Here is a 25669-nt window from a genome sequence, read left to right as displayed (position 1 = left end):
AGCGGCACTCAAGCTAATAGACTCGTCCCAAATAGACCTGGAAACGCTACAGTAAAACGGGACACAGTCTAGCCCAGGTCGAATTTCTGCAACAGTCCCCGGTAAGCGGCTTCGCCCTGTTCATGATCGACAACGGCACTGATGCGGGTTTCGCTGGTGTTAATCATTTGAATGTTGATGCCCGCTTCCGCGAGCGCGCTGAACATGGACTGCCCCACACCCGTATGGCTGCGTAAACCAATCCCGACGACAGATAACTTGGCAATTTCAGCCTCGTGACTCAGTTCGGCATCGCCCCATTCTTTCAACAGCGGGCTCACCAGTTCCAGGCTTTTTTCCAGGGAAGTCCGCGGAACTGTAAATGACAGATGTGCCTGCTCGTCTTCTCCCATGTTCTGTACGATCATATCGACCGAAACGCCCCCCTCGGCAACGACCGAGAACAACCGCGAACAGATTCCCGGATTGTCAGGCAGATTTCTGACCGTAACGCGGGACTGGTTTTGATCCAGCAGCACTTCACTGACCACGATGTCTTCCATGTGAGACAGCTGATTAATAATGTCCTGCTCAAGCGTCGTCAAAACCTGGGCAGACTCACCTGTCTGCTGACCATCTGACAGCTTTTCATTGGTTGCAAACGAATAACTGGAAAGCTGATTCAACTCGAATCCGTTATGAATTACCTGGACCGCCTTTTCACACTGATCGCGGTTCACAAGCACGGTCAGCTTAATTTCACTCGTCGTAATCATGCCCACATTGATACCGGCTTCAGCCAGAATGGTAAACATGCGGCTGGCCACTCCGTAATGGTTCCGCATTCCGCAGCCCACGATGGAAACCTTGGATAGATTTGTGCCATGTTGGATTTTCCCGGCTCCGATTGCCTCGATGGCTTCGGTAGCAGCCGTCAATGTTTCTGCCAGATCGGACTGGGGAACGGTAAAGGAAACGCGGGCCAGACCTGCGGTTCCCACATCCTGCACGATCATGTCCAGGCAGATCTTACGCTCGGCCATCCGTGTGAAGATACTCCCCATGATCCCCGGTTCGTCAGGGATATCGGTCAGACTCACGCGCACTTCATCCCGTACGAATGCCACCCCGGTCACCACGGGGGCACCTTCCAGCGGTTGAACCGCAATCAGGGTTCCTTCTCCATCAGAAAAAGAAGGGCGTACTTTTAGAGGGACCTTATATTTTTTCGCGAACTCAATCGACCGGGAATGCATGACGCCCGCACCCAGACTGGCCAGTTCCAGCATTTCATCGTATGAGATGCTGTCGATTTTATGTGCTTCCGTAACAATACGGGGATCGGTGGTAAATACACCTTCCACATCCGTATAAATTTCACACATGTCCGCATCCAGCACGGCAGCCAGGGCAGTCGCCGTCGTATCACTGCCACCACGCCCCAGTGTTGTGATATTCCAGTCTTTATCCCGCCCCTGGAATCCAGCGGCGATCACAATTTTTCCTTCATTCAGAGCAGCACGCATCCGCTCGGTAGAGATTGAAATAATCCGGGCTTTGGTGTGGGAAGAATCGGTCACGACCCCGATCTGCGACCCTGTCAGGCTGATCGCTTCGACTCCCAGCTTATGCAATGCCATCGCCATCAGAGCCACTGATTCCTGCTCGCCTGTCGAGAGCAGCATGTCCATCTCGCGCGGAGTAGGGTGGTCCGTTATTTCTGCAGCCAGCCTGACCAGTTCGTCTGTTTTTTTACCGCGCGCACTGACGACCATCACAACCTGGTGCCCCGCCTGTTGCATTTCGGTTGCCCGACGGGCCGCTGCCAGAATCTTACTGGTATCTGCTACACTCGTTCCACCAAACTTCTGGACAATGAGCGACACTTTCTCTCTCCGTTTCTCTGCAAAAAAATGAACAAACTACTGATTACACTGACCGGCGGTCGTGTTTAGAACGCATCACATTTCACCAGAGCACCCCACGGTCTAATATACCCGGTTCAGATGATCCTGGAGACGCTACAGTAAAACTGGACACAGTCTAGTCGACTCGACTCCATCTAATGAATGGAATTCTGTTTTGTCTGTGAATCAGGAATGGGAAAAGGTAACAAATCGACTCTGATTCGTGAATCATCAAACTTTGAGGTTTCGTTAAAACCAGAAAAAGCAGCCGGAAAAAAGGAACATCCCCCTCAGTTGCACTGTGAAAATGACTCTGGACGGAACCGAACAGTGTTCCCCTGAACACATTGCGGTCAATTCAACCAGAGATCAAAGACACCACTTCGTCAGCAACCCGAGTTGCTGCTGCAGGCAAAGCCAGGGGGCGCATGTTTTCCGCCATTTGCATTCGTCGCCCTTCATCAAACAGCAACTTCAAAACAGCATCCTGCAGCTGACCTGCCGTTAGTTCAGAATCAGGAGACTGTTCGACAATCGCAGCGGCCCCGTGCTGTTCAAAATAGCGGGCATTCAGTAACTGATGCTCATTCACCGACCCCGGATAGGGAATCAGAATTGTGGGGCAGCCGGCACAGGCCAGTTCGGCGAGAGTTGTCGCCCCTGAGCGGGAAATGACGAGATTAGCGCGAGCGTACCAGTCCAACAGCTCATCGAAGAAGGGCTGAATCGTCACATTCAGACGGGGAATCGCATCCACCAGTCTTTCATAAGCTTTTTCGACACGGTGAAAATCTTTTTCCCCCGCCTGATGCACGAGCCGAATAGTTTCCGGTAGCTGATCCTGAGACCGTTCCAGCATATTGATCACAGCAGAATTCACCGAGACAGCTCCCTGGCTGCCTCCCAGCACCAGGATCACAAATTCGCCATCTTTACCGCGAGAAGTAATCTCCTGCGCTGATTCAGCCAGTCGCCTGATTTCCGTCCGCACGGGATTGCCAGTCACCACGACGCGCGGCTTCTGCCTCGTCTCAATCTGGGAACGGTTCCAGATCGTATCGGGAAAGGAACTGCAGATCACATCAGCCCGCCCCAGAAGAAAGTGATTCGCTTTACCACAGACAATATTCTGTTCCAGCAGCATGATGGGCAGCTTTAAACGGGAAGCTTCCAGAATGACGGGCACACTCGCCATGCCTCCCAGGCCGATCACCAGTGCAGGCTTAGTCTCTCTTAAAAAGGAACGTCCCTTCCAATAGGCCTGGAAATGATTCACGAAAAAACGGAAGGGGTTTCGGAACGCCGTATTCAATGGAGCGACAGGCAGATCGACATGCTCATATCCGGTCCGCGCAATGATCTGTTGTTCGACTGACCGGTTGGTCCCCACAAAACTGATCCTGCAGTTCCCCCGTGAAACCAGTTCCGCCGCGACAGCCAGACCGGGAAGTAAATGGCCACCAGTGCCACCACCTGCAAAAACGATCGATTTGCCATCAAGAATCGAAGGGGACATATTAGAATGGGACTACCTGACAAGAGTGATGGAATCAAACTGATACATGCTTTACCAGCATAGAAACATCTCTCCTCAAATCCCAGCTAAGACTTCTCTTCTGACTCGAGATCTTCTTCATCCTCGTACTCTTCATCCTCGTACTCTTCATCCTCGTACTCTTCATCTTCGCACTCTTCATCTTCGCACTCTTCATCTTCGCACTCTTCATCTTCGCACTCTTCATCTTCGCACTCTTCATCTTCGCACTCTTCATCTTCGCACTCTTCATCTTCGCACTCTTCATCTTCGCACTCTTCATCTTCGCACTCTTCATCTTCGCACTCTTCGGAGGAATCCACCTCTAACGGTGTCTTCTCCTCAGCGAGAACAACCGCTTCATTCATGAGCAGTTCATCATTCTGATCGAGCTCGGGATCAATCACGAGATCGTCATCTGTCACAGAACGTGTCAGGCTGATAATAATTCCCAGCGAGAGCAGACTTACCATCAGGTTCGTACCACCATAACTGATTAAGGGATGCGAAATCCCTTTAGGAGGCACCATGGCGGTGACCACAGCCACATTGAGAATGGCCTGAAAAACCAACTGCATCAGTAAAGTCAGGCTGACCACATACGCGTAGGAATTCTGTTTCTGTGAGCGAATGATGTTCAAACCAGCCAGAAACAGACCAAGCCACAATCCGACAATCGCGAGAGTACCAATCAGCCCCAGTTCTTCACCAGCGACGGAAAACACAAAGTCGGTATTCGCTTCAGGAAGAAAGCTTAATTTTTGCGCCCCTTTTCCCAGCCCGGATCCAGAAACGCCGCCGGTTCCCAATGCCATGAGTGACTGCTTCAACTGGTACGGTGCCGATTCCCAGTTGGTCCAGGTATCCAGAAAACCGCTGATACGCTTCAACTGATAAGGACGTAACGCGACCAGCATTCCAACAGCAGGCAAGGCACACAGCAGTCCAACAATAAAGTTTCGGATCGGCCATCCCCCCAGAAAGAGGGCAATCATGACACCACCCGCCAGAAACAGGGTCGTGCCCAGATCGGGTTGCTTGATCACCAGGGGAATAATAATCGCCAGTGGAATCAGTAAGGGGACCGTCCCTTTGAACCAGTGTCTGACCGAACTGCGACGCTGTACCATCAAGCGCACTGTCAGCAGCGGGAGTGCAATTTTTGCCAGTTCCGAAGGCTGAAGAGAAACAGAACCAAACCGCAACCAGCGCTGGGCGCCATTCACCCGCGTTCCGATTCCAGGAATCAACACCAGTATCAGCAACACCACCGTTCCCCAGAAAAGCAGGGGAGCACGGTCGTACCAGAACCGGGCGGGAAGATACGAAGCACTCGATGCCACACAGGCCGCGATCGCCAGGAAGACCAGGTGCCTGGATAAATACACCTGCTCGAATTCGGTCGGCCAGGATGTGATGCTGGCACTGTGCACCATCAACACGCCGATCCCCAGCAGCGCGCAGGCCATCGAAATAAACAGGCTGCGATCGTGCTCCGGCTGAGAATCGATTGGGAATGATGACTTCATCGATAAACTCTCATTGATAATGAAGAATGCATATCAATGAAATCGACTTCAAAAACGATCAGCCCTGAATGGTAAGCCCTATGGGATATCACGATTTAGAAACAATCAGCAATGATGCGAACCAGCTGACAAAACCGCGCTAACAGGCCTTTTCCCAGCTCTGCTATTTCCGCTGATCAATAGAAACGGCACGATCGGAAATCCAGTCGCAACAGGTCAACTCAAGTCGCAATCTTCAAGCTGGAGATGGCAATGATCGCCAGCAGGGCAGAGCAGATCCAGAAACGGACCACAATCTTCATCTCATGCTGACCCTTAAACAGATAATGATTATGCAGCGGACTGCAGGCCAGCACACGCACGCCGGTCCGTCGATACCAGAAAACCTGAATGATCACACTCAATGTTTCCACCACAAAGACACCACCGGCGATGACCAGTAACGCTTCCTGGCGGATGACCAGCGCGGAAAATCCCAGTAGTGCCCCCAGAGGCAGCGAGCCCGTATCCCCCATGAAAACCTGGGCGGGATAACAGTTGAACCAGAGGAACCCCAGCACCGCGCCGACTGTGGCTCCCAGCAGAATACTTAACTCACCCGCTCCCGGAATGAAGGGGACCTGCAGATATTCCGCCATCACTTTATGTCCCGCCAGATAGGTCAGGCCGGCGAAGGCAGAACCGGCAAATACCATGCAACCGCTGGCCAGACCGTCCAGGCCATCCGTCAGGTTCACCGCATTCGAACTGCCGGTCATGACAAACATCGACCAGGGAATGAAGAACAGCCCCAGGTAACAGACCATGCGGGTCACAGGCATGATCAAATCCAGACCGGAGGGCACTTTGTTATGATCAAAGTACAAAACGGTCCCGATGACACAAGAAAAGATCAGTTGAACGAGGAGTTTCTGTCGAGGTTTTAAGCCGTTCCGGGTGGTACTGAGTTTGATCCAGTCGTCGTACGCCCCCAGCAAGGCAAAGCCGGCAGCCGTCAACAAGCCCAGTTGGACATAGCGATTTGAAAGATCTGCCCAGAGCAGGCCCGAGATCAGAATCGAACCAACAATGAAGATGCCTCCCATCGTCGGCGTTGCATTTTTGGAAGCATGAATTTCATTCAGCTTCTCAGAATCGCTGTCGACCCGCTCTCGAAAGCGTTTCTCCAGCCAGCGGATTGCCAAAGGTCCCAACAGAATGGCGATCAGGAAGGAAGACAGACTGGCTAATGCCATCCGCGCCGTCAGAAACACGCGGGAGTCACCCGTCGAAAGTACTTCGAGTTGCTCCAGGAGAGGAGAAAACGTCTTCACCAGCCAGATGATCATGAAGTAATTTACTCGCTACTAACAATCTGAACCAGACCAGTTTCTCTGTTTCGCCCCGTAATTTCAGAGACGGTAGTGAATACAATTCCGTCACAACATAACAATACAAAAAGACTCCGGACGCCGAGACCCCAATCCCGACGTCCGGAAATGATTTCACCATAATACAGCTGAGGAGTGATCGACCCAAGTAATCACAATTTCCGACGCTGATTTGTCCGCCGAAGCGGACGCGCTCTGGATTCCCGCAAACCCGAAGCATATGGTGAAATCACAAGTTTAGACACATGATATTTTTGTCGCTCCCGCTGTTACCCTGTCTGAAACAATCTGCTGAAGATGCTGTAATAAACGTTCCATCCGCATCCCGCGAGATCCCTTCACTAACACAACGTCTCCCGGCTCAAGAAGATCGGTAACATCCTCAGCCAGCAGCTCCACATCAGCAGCAGTTATTATTTTAGTATGAGACATCCCCGCAGACCGGGCGCCCTGCGCCACCGACGTTGCCTGCTTTCCACAAGCAAACAACAGATCAACGCCTGCTTGGCAAACCAGGATTCCCAGCTCACGATGATAGCGTTCGGTTTCCGGCCCCAGTTCCAGCATGTCTCCCAGCACCATGATCCGTTTACCTGTTCCGACATGGTCGTGCAATACCTGGCACGCGGCCCGCATGGAGTCAGGACTGGCGTTATACGTATCATCAATCACAGTCCAGTCGCCAATCTGCATTTGATGACAGCGTCCCGGAACAGTGGAATAGTTTCGCAGACTCTCTGCGACATCCTGTTCAGAAATCCCCAGTTCCCGGGCTACAGCGATCGCCGCCAACGCAGCATTGACGAAATGCCGACCCACAACTGGTAACAGATACTGCTGACCATTCACCCGAAACGAGATTCCCTGCTGGTCCTGCTCAATCGAGACAGCCTGCAGATCATTGTTTTCTCCCAGGCCAATCCGCACTTTTCTGGCAGTGGTGCGGGATGCCAGACAGTCGGCAAACGGGTCATCGCCACAGACGATCGCCAGCCCTGTAGCCGGCAACTGTTCGAACAATTCCCCTTTCGTCTCTGCAATCTGTTGTAATGTTCCAAAATGCTCCAGATGCGAGTGACCGATGGCGGTAATCACTCCAATCTGAGGCAGTGCAATCGCAGCCAGCTCTCGAATTTCTCCCACATGCGATGCGGCCAGTTCCAGCACCGCAAACTGATGAGACGATTCGATTCCCGCGATGCTTAAAGGCACACCGAATTCATTATTGAAATTCGCAGGGCTCTGAATCCCGGTCAGGCAGGACGACAATGCGGTATAAATCATCGATCGCGTGGTCGTTTTTCCGACACTGCCTGTGACTCCGATGACCCGGGCCGACTGCTGCTCCCGGTACCAGCGGGCAAACTGCATCAGTGCGTGATTGACATCGTCGACTTCAAGCAGTAACTGAGAACCAGGATCGGTAACCTCGCCTCGTTTTACTACACAGGCAGCGGCACCTCGCGTTAATGCCTGGTTGACAAACTGATGCCCATCGAATCGTTTTCCCTGAATGGCAAAGAACAGATCGTCCTCTTTGGCGGTGCGCGAATCAATCGAAATCCCCGCAACCTCAGCCAGTTCCTGAAGCGGGTTGGTTGCCCCCCTCTGAATCACCTGGCTGATTGTGTTGATAGAGATACGATCCATTGGACTCTGACGTTTTTTCTAAGACAGGGGAATGATTGTTATGCAATAACAGTTAAGCAGGAACCTTCTGTGACTTTGTAATTCGATGACTTCGGAAATAATTCTCCACCACCAGCCGATCACTGAAGGGAATGATCTGATCACCGATAATCTGATTGTTCTCATGGCCTTTCCCGGCGATGAGAACTAAATCTCCCCTGCGGGCTTCTGACAGGGCATAGTGGATCGCTTCCCGCCGATCTATGATCTGCTCAGGAGAAACGCCTTTATTCAGACAACCCTCGGCAACCGCCCTGATAATCTGTGCTGGATCTTCACTGCGAGGATTATCGCTGGTAATGATCACGCGATCTGCCTCGCTTGCTGCCATCCCCAGCAGACTGCGTTTTCCAGTATCCCGATCTCCGCCGGCACCAAACACGCAAAAGACACGTTGGGAACAGAGCCGTTTCGCAGACCGAATAACATGGCTTAAGGCATCGTCTGTGTGAGCATAATCAATCAGTACTGTAAAAGATTGACCGCAAGTCACTCGCTCCATTCTGCCGGGCACCGTCACAAGCCGCTCGATTCCCAAAGCGATCTCTGATAAAGAGACACCCAGGCTGAGACAGGCGGCCGCAGCAGCCAGGCAGTTGGAAATATTATGCGTTCCGATCAGCGAAGTTCGCACGGGGACAGAATCTCCGTTAAACAGAATTTCGAACTCCGCACCAGCCGTTGACTCCTGTAGATTCTGGGCGACCAGGTCAGCCTGCCCATCGATCGCATACGTCAAAAGTGTCTGCGATGATTTCACCTCGGCTGCAAACGAACGGCAAGTGGGATCATCCCAGTTCAGAACCAGCGTACCTTCCGGCTTGACCTGTTGGATCATGCGGGCTTTGCAGGCAGCATAGTTTCCAAAGTTCTGATGGTAGTCAAAATGATCCTGCGTCACATTTGTGATTACACCCACGCTAAGATCGATTCCTGCCAGGCGATTCTGATCCAAGGCGTGACTGGAAACTTCCATCACTGCATGTGTGGCTTTTCTGCAGACCATTTCCGCCAGCAGTTGAGAAAGTTCGTTCGCATCAGGCGTGGTTAGCGAAGCAGGTCGGGATGAGATACTGTCGTGGTACTCAACGGTTCCGGAAAGTCCCGTTCTCCTGCCGGAACTCTGCATGATAGACCGAATCAACCAGCTGACAGTGGTTTTCCCATTGGTTCCTGTCACCCCTGCTGTTTCCAGATGTCGTGCAGGACGTCCCGCCAGTTCAGAACAAAGCAGGGCATAAACCTTACGCACATCGGGAACAATACATTGTGGCACCTGTAGCCCTGTCAGCGGACGTTCTGTCAGAATTGCTTTCGCACCTTTCTGAATCGCCTCGGGGACATATTTTGCTGCACATTCTTTTGTACCATTCATGACGGCAAACAGATCACCCGGCTGACAACAACGACTGTCAGAGTGTATCGAAGTTACAAATACATCAGCGCAATCAACAAAGCTTGCAGAGGGAACCAGTGATCGGAGACTGACGGCAATTGTCCCGGGTGACAAGCTGATTGAAGCAGATGACATGGATGTGAGGTAAGAACCATGCATTCCAGGAAAACCATTAGGTTAAAGAATTGATGACGACAGGAAACTTCAGTGACGTGATAGCGTGGTAAATAAATCCGGGAAGCCCGAACAGGCAAAGGTATGTGAAATGGATTTATTCAGAATTGGTTATGACTTAAGGTGGGGAGCATTCTCGTAATTCTCTGATTCAGGTCAACCCAGGAAATTCAAAAAAACAGTTCCCCACAAGCCGGCTTGTAAATATTACACAAACCGCACAACGCAGGTCACTTCGGCATGGCCCTCAATGTATGGCTCTGCTCCGCAGGATATTGAACAACTTCTTCTGACCGTGCCCCCGAACAGGCCCCCTGAGCTTCAAATACCAGGATTGTCATCCAACACCAAAATCAACCATTATTTCACTTCACTTTTACCAGAAATTAAAATTGGTATTTTCACCTATTTCCTACACAATGATATGGATTCTGTAAATTTGCCTCGGTATCCTGATAGTAACTCAATCGTTACCCGTTCATCTCCCCAACCGTTTGAGCAAAGAGGATCTGCAGCCCGACAGGCTGATCGACTTATATATCAATACAGCAAATTCTTGCTCGTACATTCGGAACTTCTATTAAAGGAGTTTAACTACTTTACCCGTCAACTGGAGAAGTATTCTTACGATAATTATCCCCATCTCAGCCAACTAATTCCGATGTGACCAAGGAGATAAAAGATGCAACCAAATGCGCGCTTCAAAAAAGGCTTCACTCTGATTGAACTACTTGTCGTCATCGCCATCATCGCTATTCTAATTGCGCTACTGCTTCCCGCAGTGCAGCAGGCTCGGGAAGCCGCACGCCGCTCCACCTGCAAAAACAACCTGAAGCAGATCGGGCTGGCTTTTCACAACTACCATGACACATACTCGCGATTTCCCATGCCAGCGATACTCGCTGTAAATGGATCGACGGGCGCGCTTATGACCTCAAACAGCTGGGGGCTTGCGATTCTCCCTTACGTTGACCAGGCGAATACTTACAACTTATACAATTTTAATTCCAACTGCTGGACTGCAACCAATACAGCCGCGACTCAAACATTCATCCCCAGCTATGTTTGCCCCTCTTCTCCAGGCGGTGGCAATCGAATCAATGTTTCTATTCCAGCCGGGGGTACAGATTTCAATCCCGCTCAGGCGTTGAACTTAACCAACGCAGGTCCGATTGACTATGTTAGCACTACCGTCGTCCAGGATGAGTTTCTGGCAGCAGTAGGCTTGTCAGGCAGTGATCGGAATGGATGGGCAGAAGGTATAATCGCCGTTGCAGGCGTCCCCAGTGCAAACCAGGGAGGATCGGGAGGTAAACTAAGAGATATGACCGACGGTGCTTCCAATACCATCTTAACAGGCGAACTGGCAAACCGGAATAATCTGATTCGTAAAGGGGTTCAAGTGGCTTCCTCAGACCCCGAAGCACAGTTCCAGGCAGCGTTTGGCGGAGGTGCCTGGGCTGATCCACTCAACGGGACATGGCAATTAACTGGCAGACTCTTTGATGGTACATCTGACCGGGGCCCCTGCGCAATCAACTGTTCCAATGCCCGTTCCGAGTCATCGCACAGCGATCCCAATCGTTACGCTGCCGGACTGTACTCCTACCACGTCGGGGGTGCACATATTTTACTGGCAGATGGTTCGGTCCGATTTCTCAGTGAGAACCTTTCAGGAATTATATTCGCTTCGCTCGTAAGCCGGGCCAGCGGTGAAACGATCGGAGAATTCTAAGCCTCCCTTAAGTTCTCATTTACACATGTGAAGGATGACACATCTAGAACCGTCATCTATTGTCCTCGCCCTGTGAATTCAGACACAGCCGTTTATTCCGGGGCGAGGTACTTCAATGGCATACCACTAGTTAGTTGCAAAAAGGACGTAGCTCATAAAATGATTGGGACGAAATCAGTAAATAATCTCCTTTCACTCTGTATCATATTTACTATTTTTGGATGCGGCGATTCTGCCCCCCAAGGGGGCCCCAGGGCAAAAACAGTTCCCTTAACAGGAAGAGTATTAGTTGATGGAAAACCAGAAGAAGGCGTTACGGTCTCCTGCCATCCCATTAATGGAGGAGTAGATAACCGCGTCCTCTCGGGAGCAACCGATGCTTCCGGCAAAGTTTTTGTCAGCACCTATGTCTCGGGGGATGGTGTTCCCCCGGGAGAATATACTCTTACGTTCAAATGGATGAAAAAGGGCCCTGGTTCAGAAAAAGATCTTCTGAATGGTCGCTATTCCAACCCAGATAAATCAGAGTACCGGGTTACTGCAGTTGAGGGACAGGCTGCAGACTTGAACAAGATTGATCTGAAAACAAAATAATCTCGATAGCCATAGTCAATCATCTCCTGAAAGTGCATTCAATAATCTCATTGTTCGATGCTGTCATGAGCAATTTGCCAGTTATTCTCCACACCGATACACGGAACAAATAAGATGCGACTCAAAATAGTTCTCCCCCTGCTGGCTCTCTCTTTATCCGTTACATCTTATGCAGCAGAGCATACGAATATTCCCGCAAGGCCAGAAGCGGCCAGCCAGATTCCTGACGCGTTTTTCAAATATATCGAACGCGAAGAACCTGCCTATAAATGGGAAATCCATGACTCCTTCTCTTATGAAGGTGTCACCGCGTATCCGGTGGAACTGACTTCACAAACCTGGCAGGGGATGACATGGAAACACTGGCTTTATATTTTCGAACCGGAGAACGTCCAGATTAACAGTAAAGTGCTGCTGTTTGTTACGGGTGGCAGCAATGGAGGTCAGCCCAATGAAAAACGGTTAAAACCTGCTTTCCTGCTGGCCAAAACAACCGGCGCCCGGGTCGCTCTACTGACACAGGTCCCCAACCAGCCGCTGTTTGACGGTAAGAAAGAAGATGACCTGATTACCGAGACCTGGCTGCGCTATTTGAAAACGGGTGATGAAAACTGGCCGCTTCTATTCCCGATGGCTAAAAGTGCTGTCAAAGCCATGGATGCCATCCAGGAAATCGCTTTGGAAAAACGGAACCTGGTCATCGACGGTTTCGTAATTACCGGAGCCTCGAAACGTGGCTGGACCAGCTGGCTCACTCCCGTGGTTGATAAACGGATTATCGCCACCGCTCCGATCGTGATTGATACACTCAACTTTCGCGACCAGATGAAGCATCAGATCAATACCTGGGGAAAATACAGCGTACAGATCATTGATTACACGAGCAAAGGACTGATCGTGGAAGGCGAGGAATCGGATCGAGAAAAACGCCTGCGCCTGATGATGGACCCTTACACATATCGCCAGCAGCTCAAACTTCCCAAGCTGCTCATCAATGGCACCAATGACCCCTACTGGGTGGTTGACGCCATGCGTTTTTACTGGTCAGACCTGGTAGGCCCAAAATACGTTCTTCAGGTCCCCAACGCCGGTCATGACCTGGGGGATGGAGTGGAATACGCTCTACAGACACTGGCGGCATTCTTCATTCATGCTGCCACTGGTAAAGAACTCCCTAAACTCGACTGGGACAACTCGAAAGACTATGAACTGAAGCTCACCAGTTCCAGCAAACCTGCCCAGGTACGATTGTGGACGGCACAGTCAGATAACAAAGACTTTAGACAATCAAAATGGACCGCCACCGAGGTCTCGGCAAACGAATCTGTATACTTGGCTAAAATAAACAAACCAGACAAAGGACATATTGCCTACTACCTGGAAGCAATCTACACCATCAATAATATCCCTTATTCGCTCTGCACAATTACCACGTCAAAATGACACGGTCGTCTGTTTACCGGCCATTCACAACCCTTTCTTCACAAATTAGAAAGAAGTTTTGTTTTTCATCTATAAGTTTCAAATTTGAATGTTAAGATGACGCTTAACATGACAATTCCGCCAAAAATCTGGAAGGATGGACCGAACCTTACTGGTGGTAAAGGAACTCAAAATGAAAAACGAAACGCTCGCCCACGAAACAAATCGTATCCCCTCAAAGACAGCCGCACGATCCGCCCCGATGCAGTTCAATGCCGCTCATTCCCTGGAATGTGAAATCCAGCATGCACTCACGGAAGATTCTGACGTCTGCCTGAACTCTCTGGTCGTACACCGCACAAAAAACGGTGTCTGCCTCAAAGGCGTTCTGGAGTTTGACGGCGAATGCCCGGATATCACCAAACGTATCCAGGCCCTGACCGGAATCGAAGAGGTCATTAATCACCTGCTCATTAAACGACGGATGCCTCTGCCCAAAAAAGGCTGAGAGATTTTAGGCGTTGGTTGATCCCTGTTGAGAGTATTCAAGGCTCAGTATGACGTTGCGCTTAGACTTTTTTGAATGCGACATGACCACCTGTTTTCAATGAGTTTTTGAAAAAAACAAAAAATTCCCCTGTGCGCCGTTTTCGACTTCTGATAACTTTCGCGAATCAACCTCAAGATTCTAGGCGTCCTAATCCCTGAATCACATCCATTATCATGATCACCTGTTTCGACGCCTGATCCAACCCTAAATGATTCACATTAACTCCGGACTGATGCAGTATTTCAGGATGAAAAAAGCAACAGATCCCGGCACTTATTGAAGAACTTATCAGTAGCAGGAAGGCGACTATGAGTCTCAATCAACCCCCCAACCAGGACTTAATGGTTCAAATTCGCTGGCTGATCCGCCGAGACATGCCAGAAGTTCTTCGAATTGAAGAAGAAAGTTTTGAATACACCTGGTCTGAAGAATACTTCCTCAGTTGCCTGAGACAGCGAAACTGCATCGGTATGGTCGCCGAGCATAATCACCAGATCGTCGGCTTCATGATTTATGAACTTCATAAATCGATGATCCAGGTGCTTAACTTTGCCGTCGCTCCTGAATTCCGTCAGCAGGGAATTGGCCGCCAGATGGTACAACGCGTGGTTGATAAGCTCTCGCAGCAACGCCGTCGCGAGATCGCTCTGGAAGTGCGAGAAACGAACCTGCCTGCCCAGCTGTTCTTCCGCAAAATGGATTTCCGTGCGGTTTCCGTACTGCGAAACTACTTCGAAGATGCGGGCGAAGATGCCTATGTCCTGCAGTACCGGCTCGAACGATCAGAACAGGATTTTGCTCCCGGTCTTTCTCCCAAAAACCGGATCAGCAACTACCTGGACGCTTCTGACGCTGCCTGAAACTGACAGCACATGACTACACATCTGCCAGACGAGACTGCTTTCCAACATCCTTCGTCAATGATTCAGGTGCGTGGAGTTCGGGTTCATAACCTGAAAAGTATCGATCTTGATATTCCCTTGAATCAACTGATCGCAGTCTGCGGCGTCAGCGGGTCAGGCAAAACCAGCCTCGCCTTCGACACGCTCTACGCTGAAGGCCAGAGACGGTATCTGGAAACACTTTCTCCCTCGGCCCGACAGTATTTAAACCAGCTCCCGAAACCCGATGCGGACCAGATCACGCAAATCCCTCCAGCTATTGCCCTCAGGCAGAATACCAGTCAGCGCCACTTTACCTCCAGAGGCCTGGAGACAACCGCTGGTATTGAATCGGGAATCCAGCACTACCTGCGACTTCTGTTTAGCGCTTCAGGGCAGATTTTTTGTCCAGACTGCGAAATCCCGATCTCTCCACAATCACCGGAAACCGTACTGGCATTTATTAAAACCTTACCCACAGACCTGCGTTTTCAAATCTGTTATCCGGTTACGACAGAAGAGCATTCATCCCCTGAAATCATGCAGGAGCTGAAACAGCAGGGACTCAATCGGGTGATTTTGAATCACGAAGAATACCAGCTCTCAGATGATCTGACTGAACCGCTATCTCAATTCGACACGAATACACATGAAATCCTGGTTGTTCTCGACCGTCTTTCCACTCGATCATTCGATGATTCGCGGATTCTGGAAAGCCTGGAGTTCGCCTTCAATGAATCAGCAGGGAAGGTCACCCTCCTGGTGATGGAACCTCTTTCCGGCCAGACAACAGGCATTCCTTTTCAAATCGGTCAGCGGCAATCGTTTCGGTTTGATTTTTCAGCTGACATGTCATGCCCGCAATGTCAGCGGGAATTCGCTCAACCCGAACCTCAGCTCTTTAATTTTTTCAGCCCCAGCGGCGTCTGCACGAATTGCGGGGGATCAGGATTGATCTCAATAGAATCATCCGGAGGCCGTTCTGCAGAAACCTGCCCTCACTGCCAGGGCAGCCGCCTGAATGCGTCTGCTTTAGCAGTTCGCGTGAATGGATCTAATATTGATCAGTTGGGCCAACAGCCGATCCAGCAGATAGGCGCCTGGCTGGAACAATTCTCGGAAGGACTGACAGCAACAGAAACAAAACCACTGGCTCCCCTGCTACGTGAGATCCGGGAACGACTCTCCCTGCTGAACGAACTGGGGCTGGGCTATCTCACATTGAATCGAACACGCTCTACACTCTCCAGTGGGGAAATCCAGAGAACCGCGCTTACGTCTTTATTATCATCGAACCTGGTCAACACCCTCTATGTACTGGATGAGCCTTCCTCAGGACTGCACCCTGCCGACAGCCATCGCGTGCTTACCGTTCTGCAGAAACTGCGACAGTTAAACAACACACTGCTCATTGTCGAACATGATGCCGCCTTCATTCGTGCTGCAGAGTATGTAATTGAACTGGGGCCTGCAGCAGGAAGGGCAGGGGGAGAAGTCATCTTTTCTGGTCCACTGGAAGCGTTGCTTGCGAGCAACAGCTCACCAACCAGTCGCTTCTTGAATACAGCAGAAAACAGGGCCCTGAAATCAGTACCCGACCAGCCGACCTCAGAGTGGATCACGCTGACCGATGCAAGCCGAAATAACCTGCAGAACATCACCGTGAAATTTCCGCTCAGGCAATTGAGCGTTGTAACCGGAATTAGCGGCAGCGGGAAAAGCAGTTTGATCGAACAGACACTGTTTCCTCTCCTCGCTGCTGAACTTTCCGAAACGGGAACCAGCCCCCTTGCTGATGGTTGCCAGTCCCTGTCCGGCGCGGAGCAGATCGATGAAGTCATTCTACTCGACCACTCTTTCACAGGTCAGAATCCGCGCAGTATCCCGGCAACTTACCTGAATCTGTTTGACGACATCCGCTCGATTTTCGCCCAGACACCTGATGCCAGGCTCCGTAATCTTTCCCCGGGACATTTCAGCTTCAACAGCAAGTCTGGCGGTCGCTGCCCGGTTTGCAAAGGAACGGGAAAGATCGAAATTGACCTGCAGTTTCTCGCAGATATATCAATGGACTGCCAGGAATGTCACGGCAAACGGTATCAGCGGGAACTGCTGGAAATCAAGTATCGAAAACTGAACATCGCAGAGGTCCTGAAATTGACTGTGGACGAAGCATTTCCGTTTTTTCGAGGTCAGCCGGCCTTACAGAAAAAACTGAAACAGCTGAAAGACGTCGGCCTGGGATACCTGCCTCTGGGCCAGCCTCTCCCCACACTCTCAGGCGGGGAGTGTCAGCGTTTGAAACTGGCTGCCTACCTGAATACCAGCAGCCGCAATAAAACCCTGTTCCTGATGAACGAACCGACGCGCGGCCTGCATCCCCTGGATATTCAGTCTGTATTAAACTGCTTTCACTATCTGCTGACAGCAGGGCATTCGATCATTTTGATTGAACATAACCTCGATCTGATTCGTGCAGCAGATCACATTATCGACCTGGGACCGGAAGGGGGAGCAGAAGGGGGCCGCATCGTTGTGACTGGCACGCCAGCAGAAGTCGCCGCCCATCCCACCTCTTATACAGGGATGGCACTGAATGCGAAGTTTTCATAATTCCGACCAGGTTTGCTTACCGTCTTTTCCGCTGACGTTTTCCTTTTTTCCCGGAGCGTGAAGAAGTTTTCTGAGCCTGGCCTCCCGTTTTCCCCCGTTGATTTTTCAGATCATCGATCCGATCCCGCAACAGGGCAGCCCGTTCGAACTCCAGTTTTTCTGCTGCTGCCAGCATTTCCTGCTCCAGTTCACCCAGAAACTCCTGGGTAATGTATTCCGACTCATCCTTAAATCCTACCGACTCCCGCACAAACTGGCGTGCTTCGATCTCCTCTTCAATCCCCCGCTTGATGGCTTTTTTGATCGACTCGGGAGTAATCCCATGTTCCCGGTTATATTCTTTCTGAATCGCACGCCGCCGCTCAGTCTCATCCATGGCATTCTGCATACTGGGCGTCACACGATCCGCATACAGAATCACTTCCGCATTCACGTGTCGGGCGGAACGGCCGATCGTCTGAATCAGGCTGGTCTCACTTCGCAGAAACCCCTCTTTATCCGCGTCCAGAATCGCCACCAGTGAGACTTCGGGAATATCCAGGCCTTCGCGTAACAGATTGATTCCGATCACCACATCGTATTTCTGCTCTCGCAAGCCACGCAGAATTTCCACGCGTTCAAACGCATCCAGTTCCGAATGCATCCAGGCACAACGAATCCCCTCTTCCTGAAAATAGGATGCCAGGTCTTCTGCAAGTCGCTTGGTCAAGGTCGTCACCAGCACGCGTTCGTTGACGGCAACCCGCTTGAGAATTTCTTCTTTCAGATGAGGTACCTGCCCCCGTGCAGGTTCGATTCGAATCACGGGGTCGATCAACCCGGTCGGACGAATGACCTGTTCCACCACTTCACCTTCAACGCGTTCCAGCTCCCAGTCTCCCGGGGTTGCAGATACGAATACAGTCTGTTTTCTCCGGGCGTTCCATTCATCAAACGTCAAGGGCCGATTATCCAGCGCCATCGGCAGACGAAATCCATGATCGACCAGGTTCGTTTTCCGGGAACGGTCGCCGGCATACATTGCCCGCACCTGAGAACAGGTCACGTGGGATTCATCCACAAATAACAGGTAGTCTTCCGGAAAGAAGTCCAGCAGTGTATCAGGAGGAGAGCCTGGCTTTCTGCCCGCCAGCGCTCGACTGTAATTCTCGATACCCGGACAAAAACCGACTTCTTCCAGCAACTCCATGTCATAGCGGGTTCGCGCACTCAATCGCTGCGACTCCAGCAGTTTCCCTTCGCTCTGCAGGACCTGGATGCGTTCATCCAACTCCGTCTGAATCTCCTGAATTGCTGACTCAATCCGTTCCTGGGGCAGAACAAAGTGCTTAGCCGGATAAATATAGGCTTCTTTGACAGTACGCAGCACTTCGCCGGTAAGCGGATCGATGATCGCCAGGTTCTCAATTTCATCCCCCCAGAACTCGATTCGGAAGGCAAACTCTTCATACGCGGGCCAGCATTCCACGACGTCCCCACGTACCCGGAATTTGGCCCGTGCTAATTCAACGTTATTTCGGTCATACTGAATATCAATCAACTTTCGCAGCATTTCATCGCGATCGATTTCTTCCCCTACCCGCAGAGGAATCATCATCTCCAGATAGTCTTTGGGAGACCCCAGACCGTAGATGCAGCTCACGCTCGCGACCACAATCACATCGCGACGGCTGACCAGGGCACTGGTCGCCAGTAACCGCAGACGATCAATCTCATCATTGATGGATGCATCCTTTTCAATGTAAATATCACGCTGCGGAATGTAGGCTTCCGGCTGGTAATAATCGTAATAGCTGACGAAATAGCTGACGGCATTTTCGGGAAAGAATTCCTTGAACTCGGAATAAAGCTGTGCAGCCAGCGTTTTATTATGCGAGAGGACCAGGGCAGGGCGGCCCAGTTCGGCAATGACATTCGCCATGGTAAAGGTTTTACCAGAGCCAGTCACCCCCAGCAGAACCTGATCCGATTTACCCGCCTTGATTCCATTAACCAGTCCTGCGATGGCTGCCGGTTGATCGCCCGAGGGTTGGAATTCACTCTTCAGTTGAAACACAGACATGCTCGCTCTCAGTCTCTAGGTTCAGCCCCTGCAGTAAAAAACGACAGGGCACTCAGACGAAAAATAGACTCTCAGTCTGTAGTATTGTAGAACGTCGGCGTACCATTAAGAAAGGGTCTGAGGGTACTCCAGTGAAAGAAGGGAGACTCTGACAAAAGGACACCTGGAAAACGGATTACACTTCCGGCTCCGATTCGTCTTCGACAGGTGATTCCGCCTGTATTTGAGCTTCAGGAACAGATTCAGTAACGTCTGCTTGTTCCTCAGTCGCCTGTTGATCCGGGGAAGATTCGATTGCTTCCGCTGTATCTTCCAGGGGAGGCATCACCCAGATTTCTCCATGCTCGACAGGCTGATCTGCCCGGAAGTGGTGATGGCGTAACAATTCCAGAATCGCCAGAAAGATACCAATAATCCGACTGCGAACTTTTTCACCTTCAAAGAAGCTACTGAAAGTAACGCGCTGCTCGACACGAACACGAGAACCAATTCGTTCCACATAGGTAGAAATGGGAGTATCGTCATACGTAATACTGGAATGCTCTTCCACTTCCTTACGTTTGACAACACGTGCCAGGGCACTGACCAGGTCCCATAATTCGACCTCTTTAATCAGGTCTTCTGAAGGATCTTTACCCGACTTGGGACGCTCATCAGAAAGTCGGGGATAGTGCTCCTGCCATTCCGCAGCATGTTCTTCAAGTGCATTGGCCGCGTCTTTGAATTTTTTATATTCCAGCAGCTGTTGAATCAGATCACTGCGCGGATCATCTATGACTTCCGCGATTTCTTCTTCTTCCGCACGCGGTAGAACCATTCGACTTTTAATTTCGGCCAATGTACTGGCCATCAGGATAAAATCACCCACCAGATCCAGATCAATCAGTTCCAGTACATCCAGAAAGTCATTGAAAGAAGCCGTAATGGAGGCGACAGGCAGGTCGAGAATGTCCAGTTCATTCCGCCGAATCAGGTATAACAGCAGATCCAATGGACCACTGTATAGATTGAGGTCGACCTTATATTGGGCAGTCGTCATAAGATTTTTTCGGGCTCAGTCGTGGAAAACGAACGCTAGAAGAGCATTAAATCGTTTTCTCATTGCGGGTTACAGAATATTCTCGAAACGGGATCGAATCAAATTCGTCGTCAGTTCCCGCTCTTTTGGAGGTTGATACTATCGTTATCGTCAGATTAACCGGTACAAGTTCAAATTTTCCGATTACCTGGCCGTTAAAGAAAAAAATCGGCAAGCCGTAATGACTTGCCGATTTCGAGTTCCTCGTATTACAAGGACACAAAGCAGAAGCGACTCCCGGTTACCCTCAAAAACCAGGAACACCGCCGGTGATCCAGCTGTGGGTTACGCAGCTTTGCGGACAGGCATTTGCAGAATTTGTGGTTCGGGTTCTTCACAGGCAGACAGAAAGTTTTCGAAGACCTGCATATCCAGAGCGGAAGCGGAATGATTCTGGGGATGCCATTGCACGCCGACGCAGAACCAGTCTTCATCGGGAACTTCGATGGCTTCAATCACACCATCCGGAGCAGTTGCCGAAACAACAAACATTTTTGAAACATATTTCACAGCCATATGATGCTGACTGTTCACACGAATTTCACCTGGACCGTACATTTTGTCAACGCGGGTACCGGGTCCGATATTGATAATATGACGCAGGTTGGCTTCCACACCATCACGATGATACATGGCACCAGGAACATCTTCGGTCACATGCTGATGCAGTGTGCCGCCACTGATGACATTCATCAGCTGCATTCCCGAACCAATCGCCAGCAGGGGCATTTTCATTTCCATTGCCATTGTACAGACACGACGATCAAAGTCTTCGCGGCGTAAAGGCATGGCGCGGGAAGCAGGGTGTTTTTCAAATCCCAGACGGATCGGATCCAGGTCTAACGCACAACCGGAAAGAATCAGGCCATCCAGTTGTTCCAGAAATTGTTTCAGGTCATCGTCATCAGCCAGGGGAGGCATCATCACGGGAATACCACCGGCGTCTGTTACAGAATCATAGTATCCGGTAAAGAACCAGCTTAAAGCCTGAGACTCTTTTTGCTCGGGGCGAAAGTCTCCAGTAATTCCAATCAAGGGTTTTTTAGACATCGAATCCATCCTTCACTTCAGTGCACTTCCTGTGCGGTCAAAAAACAATTGGGGTATAACGGGAATTCCCCAGATTCAGCGGATGGAAGGAAGCGACTTGCGTAGAGATTCGCATTCGAAGTGCGTTCGAGCGGATGAAAATCCCCCCTGGTCGAACGTTTAGAAATAGAATCCATTCTCTTTTCGCGGTCCGTTCCTTCGGTCCGTCTGCTACTGATCATTTACAGTAACTTCAAATGATTTGTGTTTTCAACTTTCAAATCACTTGAGTGAGCGGATCTTAGTGGCGTCCCATCATGCTGTCCAGCGAATCGATCATTTTGAGCGAATATTCTGACCTGTTGACCTTCTCATACCATATCTTGTGCAATTGACCCTGGTAGAACCCGAATCTACTGATTCTGCTCACAATTTTTTTTAAAAAATCTAAAAACGGCAAAACGTCTACGGTTCAGGCCGTGCACCAGGCCTCCCTCACACGGTTTCGACAACTTCCTTTTTTGATTCTGCAACAGAGGGCAACGCCGGCAACAGCATCGCCCCCACCGCTGCCAGTATCAGACAGGGAATAATCGCATGGAATGCCCGCTGAGGAATCCCCAGCGCGACAAAGTGACTGGTGATCTTTGCCTGAATCATGCCACCTCCGCCCCAGGCCATCCCCATCGTGATCGCAGACGCGACACCTCCCCCTTTGGGGAACAGCTGATGCGAATAAGAGACCATCGCGGGACTCGTGCCCCACAAGATCAGACCACTGGGAATCAGCAACAGCGTCATCAACCAGATCGGACATCCTTCCCAGCCCAGTACTAGCATGAGGGGAATGCCCAGCAGAGGACAGACAATCATGAATAGCTTTTCATGACCGGATTTGAAGCGAAATGCCATCAACAACATCCCGGCACTGGCCGAAAACAAAAAGACAGACTGGATCAAACCGATCTGAAATGCAGAAATGTCCTGATCTTTCAGAATGAAAGAAATCAGTTTATCCATCGCCATATTGGGAACCAGCCTGAGTGAGCAGACCATAAACAGAAAGCTCGCTAACAGTACGCGTCCCTCCAGCATTTGTGACAGAGACTGCGATTTTTGTTTTCGATCCCGCTCAAACAAAGCCGCCGGTGGTTTTCCAATCCTGTAAAGCAGAAGAATCAGTCCGGCATACAACGGCGCCAGTATCCAGACGCTCGACAGGCCCCACGTGGAAACGATCGCACCGCAGATAATCGGCCCGACCGCCAGCCCCATCGCGCCACCAAACATGAAGAGCGACAGGCTTCGCGTACGTCGTTCCGGAATCAGGGAACCTGCGACCACTGCCGCTTCCGGATGAAAAGAACCGATGCCGATACCCCCCAGCAGTAAAGCCACACACAGAAAAAAGACACTGTTTGCCGGTCCGACCAGCGGCATCATCACTGCCCCCAGAAGTGGCCCGAGCCACAAGATGGATTTGATCGGGTATCGGTCACGGATGTATCCGAACACGGGCTGTGCCAGTGACGATGCCAGCGCATGGATGGTCAGTACGAGGAACAGACCATTTTCCGTTAAAGAATGAACACGTTCGATTTCTCCCCACAAGGGACCAACTACAATTGCTGAAGCATCAACAATGATATGAGTGAGCGTGAGACAAATCAGACTACGATAGGCGTGAGACATTTTCAGGAAAGCTTCAAGGCAGGAATTCGATTCAGAAGTCAGCAGGTATTCTATCGGGCAGGTGACCAGAATGCGAATCGCCCGAGCCGGACAGTCCGCTGTATTCTTATTTCCTGATTCCGCATTAAACAGTTTGTATTGTGATATTTACGAAAACCAGCTATACCATCAGAATCATTGAGTATTCAAAATCAAACTTTATCGAGAGAATTTTCGTTGCAATCTGAAATTGAATGGACCTTTGAGTCAACCAGTGAACTCGATACACAGCGCCTGGGGAAAAAGCTGGCCGAATATCTGACCCCGGGAACGGTCATCGCGTTAAATGGTAACCTGGGAGCAGGCAAAACCCGCCTGGTTCAGGCGATTGCCACAGCACTCGACGTCGATCCGGCTGAAGTAACCAGCCCGACCTTTGTCCTGATCCAGGAATACCAGGGACGGCTTCCCCTGTATCACTTCGACACCTATCGCCTGCGGGATACCGATGAGTTTCTTGAACTGGGAGCCGATGACCTGCTGTACTCTAACGGTGTCTGTCTGATCGAATGGGCCGACAAAGTCAGAGACGTCCTTCCAGGCGATCTCCTGCAAATCAATATCGAGCACTCCTCGCAAACGGCTCGCACATTTCGGTTCCAGGGGCAGGGGCCACGTTCCAGACAGATCATCGCCCGGCTGCAAACGGAATCATTCTGAATTGTTCAATTCGCGACGACACCCAATCTGAATCAGGAAAAAAAACATGACCGTTCAATCGGAACAAAAACTGCTTGTGACAGGGGGAACAGGTCTGGTTGGCAGCCATGTCATTCAACGCGCACGACAGGCGGGGATACCAACAGTCGCACTGGTTCGCTCTCTCGATCAGGCAGAGTACCTGAAAGAATTCGACGCCGAGCTGATTGAGGGTGATTTAACCGATAAAAACTCACTGCGTGATGCCCTGACAGGTGTCACGATCGTCGTCCACACGGCAGCCAAAGTAGGTGACTGGGGAAGTGTCGACGAATATCGAAATACCAACGTCAGAGGTTTAGAAAATCTGCTGACCGCACTCGAAGAACAATGCCTGATCAGACATTTGATTCACATCAGTTCGCTGGGAGTCTACGAAGCCCGCGATCATTATGGCACTGACGAAACAGAGCCGCCCCACGCTGCCGGCATCGATGGATATACACTGAGCAAAATTGAATCCGAACAACTGCTCCGGAAGCATTCCATCCCTTATACCGTTCTGCGTCCGGGATTCATTTATGGTCCCCGTGACCGGACGGTTCTGCCCCGTATCCTGGAGAGATTAAAATCCGGTCGATTCGCGTACCTGGGCAGCCCCGAAAAGCTGATGAATAATACCTATGTCGAACATCTGGTCGATGCCATATTCCTGGCTCTGTTCAACGAAGACGCATTGAGCCAGACATACAATATCACAGATGTCTCACTGGTCAGTAAGCGCGAATTTATTTCCACCATCGCGGAACTGGCTGAATATCCTCCACCTAAGAAAGTAGTCCCTCTGCCAGTCGCCAGAAATCTGGCCCGCGTAATGGAAGGTCTCTGGAGATTTCTGGGCAAAAAACAGGCCCCGATCCTGTCGCAGGCACGCATCAAGTTTCTGGGACTGAACCTGGATTTCAGTTCGCAAAAAGCGCAACAGGAACTGAATTATCAGCCACAAAAAACTTTTCAGCAGTCCATGAGTGCTACCATCGAATGGTTTCGCACTCATCATAAATTACCATAATTCAATTCCGCTTATGAATTCTGCGTAAAATCCATGAGAATGCAGCTGAGTGCTGGAATCTGGCAATTGACCTGCCCCATAGCTGAAAGTTAGAATAGTATCCATGGAAAGTTCACCAACGCAGTCACCTGATCAATCAGACCATCAACGGCAATCTGTTCAGAAACCGTGGTCATGGCGGCGATACATTATCACTTCCACGATCCAAGTCACTGTCTTTCTCCTTTTGTATGTGTTATCCATCGGCCCTTTATTCTGGCAGTGGTACGCTTCATTTAACTCAATGAGTTCGCCATTCTTCGCTGCGTTCTACACGCCGCTCCTGTTGGCGTGTGACCTGATTCCTCCCCTGTCTGATGGAGTGAACTGGTATATCAACCTCTGGATCGGTTGAAAAAATCTAAGTAAAGCTGCTTCGGGCTTTAAAAGAACGATGTAGTAACTCACCTCTTTCTTCTGTAATACTTTGCAGCGACAGTGTGAAATTCAAGCGTACTTTCATCAATCAAAGTACATATCAAAAACCAGAAGTGAAGTATCTTTTGGTAGATTGACAAACCAGATAATCCCCATACACTCAGGGAATGGAATGCTGTAGCAGAGTCCTCTCCAGCTTCCGGAAATCACAAATCTCTCACAGCCAGAGCTGTATTTTGCCTGGATGGCATTTATAAAAGACGGGAGC

At 50.5% G+C, this 25669-nt stretch carries 18 protein-coding genes; 8 read left to right on the top strand and 10 right to left on the bottom strand.

All coding sequences use genetic code 11. The features are described 5' to 3' along the window. Positions 1-68: 68 nt before the first annotated feature. From GmarT_RS11820 to GmarT_RS11790, 6 genes are all read right to left on the bottom strand, one after another. A complete protein-coding gene (locus GmarT_RS11820; protein WP_002648295.1) occupies positions 69-1865 on the bottom strand; it encodes an aspartate kinase in 1797 nt (598 codons plus the stop codon). 379 nt (positions 1866-2244) lie between these two features. Continuing rightward, positions 2245-3402 (bottom strand): undecaprenyldiphospho-muramoylpentapeptide beta-N-acetylglucosaminyltransferase, encoded by a 1158-nt coding sequence (gene murG / locus GmarT_RS11815; protein WP_002648297.1) that lies wholly within the window; start codon positions 3400-3402, stop codon positions 2245-2247. Positions 3403-3488: 86 nt separating this feature from the next. Continuing rightward, positions 3489-4949, bottom strand: coding sequence for an FtsW/RodA/SpoVE family cell cycle protein (locus GmarT_RS11805; protein WP_002648298.1), 1461 nt, complete (start codon positions 4947-4949; stop codon positions 3489-3491). A 221-nt stretch (positions 4950-5170) separates the two neighbouring features. Further along, positions 5171-6277, bottom strand: coding sequence for a phospho-N-acetylmuramoyl-pentapeptide-transferase (mraY, locus tag GmarT_RS11800; protein WP_002648299.1), 1107 nt, complete (start codon positions 6275-6277; stop codon positions 5171-5173). Between the two features lie 279 nt (positions 6278-6556). Next, positions 6557-7969: a UDP-N-acetylmuramoyl-tripeptide--D-alanyl-D-alanine ligase gene (locus GmarT_RS11795; protein ID WP_002648300.1), complete on the bottom strand. Its 1413-nt coding sequence runs from the start codon at positions 7967-7969 to the stop codon at positions 6557-6559. A 52-nt stretch (positions 7970-8021) separates the two neighbouring features. Further along, positions 8022-9563: a UDP-N-acetylmuramoyl-L-alanyl-D-glutamate--2,6-diaminopimelate ligase gene (locus GmarT_RS11790; protein WP_081459581.1), complete on the bottom strand. Its 1542-nt coding sequence runs from the start codon at positions 9561-9563 to the stop codon at positions 8022-8024. A 697-nt stretch (positions 9564-10260) separates the two neighbouring features. On the opposite strand from GmarT_RS11790, the gene GmarT_RS11785 reads away from it, so the two are divergent. From GmarT_RS11785 to GmarT_RS11760, 6 genes are all read left to right on the top strand, one after another. Beyond that, entirely contained in the window at positions 10261-11313 is a 1053-nt protein-coding gene (locus GmarT_RS11785; protein WP_002648302.1) for a DUF1559 domain-containing protein, read from the top strand. A gap of 72 nt (positions 11314-11385) precedes the next feature. Continuing rightward, positions 11386-11907 (top strand): hypothetical protein, encoded by a 522-nt coding sequence (locus GmarT_RS11780; protein ID WP_149302746.1) that lies wholly within the window; start codon positions 11386-11388, stop codon positions 11905-11907. Between the two features lie 114 nt (positions 11908-12021). After that, a complete protein-coding gene (locus GmarT_RS11775) occupies positions 12022-13350 on the top strand; it encodes a PhoPQ-activated pathogenicity-related family protein (protein WP_002648304.1) in 1329 nt (442 codons plus the stop codon). A gap of 172 nt (positions 13351-13522) precedes the next feature. Next, positions 13523-13837, top strand: coding sequence for a hypothetical protein (locus tag GmarT_RS11770; protein WP_149302743.1), 315 nt, complete (start codon positions 13523-13525; stop codon positions 13835-13837). A 350-nt stretch (positions 13838-14187) separates the two neighbouring features. Beyond that, positions 14188-14739 carry a ribosomal protein S18-alanine N-acetyltransferase gene (gene rimI / locus GmarT_RS11765; protein ID WP_002648306.1) on the top strand — a complete coding sequence of 184 codons (552 nt, stop codon included), beginning with the start codon at positions 14188-14190 and terminating at the stop codon, positions 14737-14739. 12 nt (positions 14740-14751) lie between these two features. Then, entirely contained in the window at positions 14752-17373 is a 2622-nt protein-coding gene (locus GmarT_RS11760) for an excinuclease ABC subunit UvrA (protein ID WP_002648307.1), read from the top strand. A gap of 16 nt (positions 17374-17389) precedes the next feature. Here GmarT_RS11760 and uvrB read toward each other — a convergent pair whose 3' ends face one another. The 4 genes from uvrB to GmarT_RS11740 all read right to left on the bottom strand — a co-directional run bounded on the left by uvrB (position 17390) and on the right by GmarT_RS11740 (position 23234). Continuing rightward, positions 17390-19435 (bottom strand): excinuclease ABC subunit UvrB, encoded by a 2046-nt coding sequence (gene uvrB / locus GmarT_RS11755; protein WP_002648308.1) that lies wholly within the window; start codon positions 19433-19435, stop codon positions 17390-17392. A 175-nt stretch (positions 19436-19610) separates the two neighbouring features. After that, positions 19611-20474: a segregation and condensation protein A gene (locus GmarT_RS11750; RefSeq protein ID WP_002648309.1), complete on the bottom strand. Its 864-nt coding sequence runs from the start codon at positions 20472-20474 to the stop codon at positions 19611-19613. A gap of 324 nt (positions 20475-20798) precedes the next feature. Further along, positions 20799-21563, bottom strand: a complete 765-nt coding sequence (locus GmarT_RS11745; protein WP_044239512.1) for a gamma-glutamyl-gamma-aminobutyrate hydrolase family protein — start codon at positions 21561-21563, stop codon at positions 20799-20801. 474 nt (positions 21564-22037) lie between these two features. Beyond that, positions 22038-23234, bottom strand: coding sequence for an MFS transporter (locus GmarT_RS11740; protein ID WP_044239489.1), 1197 nt, complete (start codon positions 23232-23234; stop codon positions 22038-22040). A gap of 216 nt (positions 23235-23450) precedes the next feature. On the opposite strand from GmarT_RS11740, the gene tsaE reads away from it, so the two are divergent. Both tsaE and GmarT_RS11730 read left to right on the top strand, forming a co-directional pair. After that, the gene (gene tsaE, locus GmarT_RS11735) at positions 23451-23933 is read left to right on the top strand and encodes a tRNA (adenosine(37)-N6)-threonylcarbamoyltransferase complex ATPase subunit type 1 TsaE (RefSeq protein ID WP_002648312.1); all 483 of its coding nucleotides are present in this window, start codon (positions 23451-23453) and stop codon (positions 23931-23933) included. A 46-nt stretch (positions 23934-23979) separates the two neighbouring features. Continuing rightward, on the top strand, positions 23980-24984 hold the full coding sequence (locus tag GmarT_RS11730) for an NAD-dependent epimerase/dehydratase family protein (protein ID WP_002648313.1): 1005 nt from the start codon (positions 23980-23982) through the stop codon (positions 24982-24984). Positions 24985-25669 lie beyond the last annotated feature (685 nt).

It is taken from the genome of Gimesia maris, assembly GCF_008298035.1.
GTDB lineage: Bacteria > Planctomycetota > Planctomycetia > Planctomycetales > Planctomycetaceae > Gimesia > Gimesia maris.
Note: the sequence above shows the minus strand (reverse complement) of the source record. Positions and strands in the feature narration are given on the sequence as shown.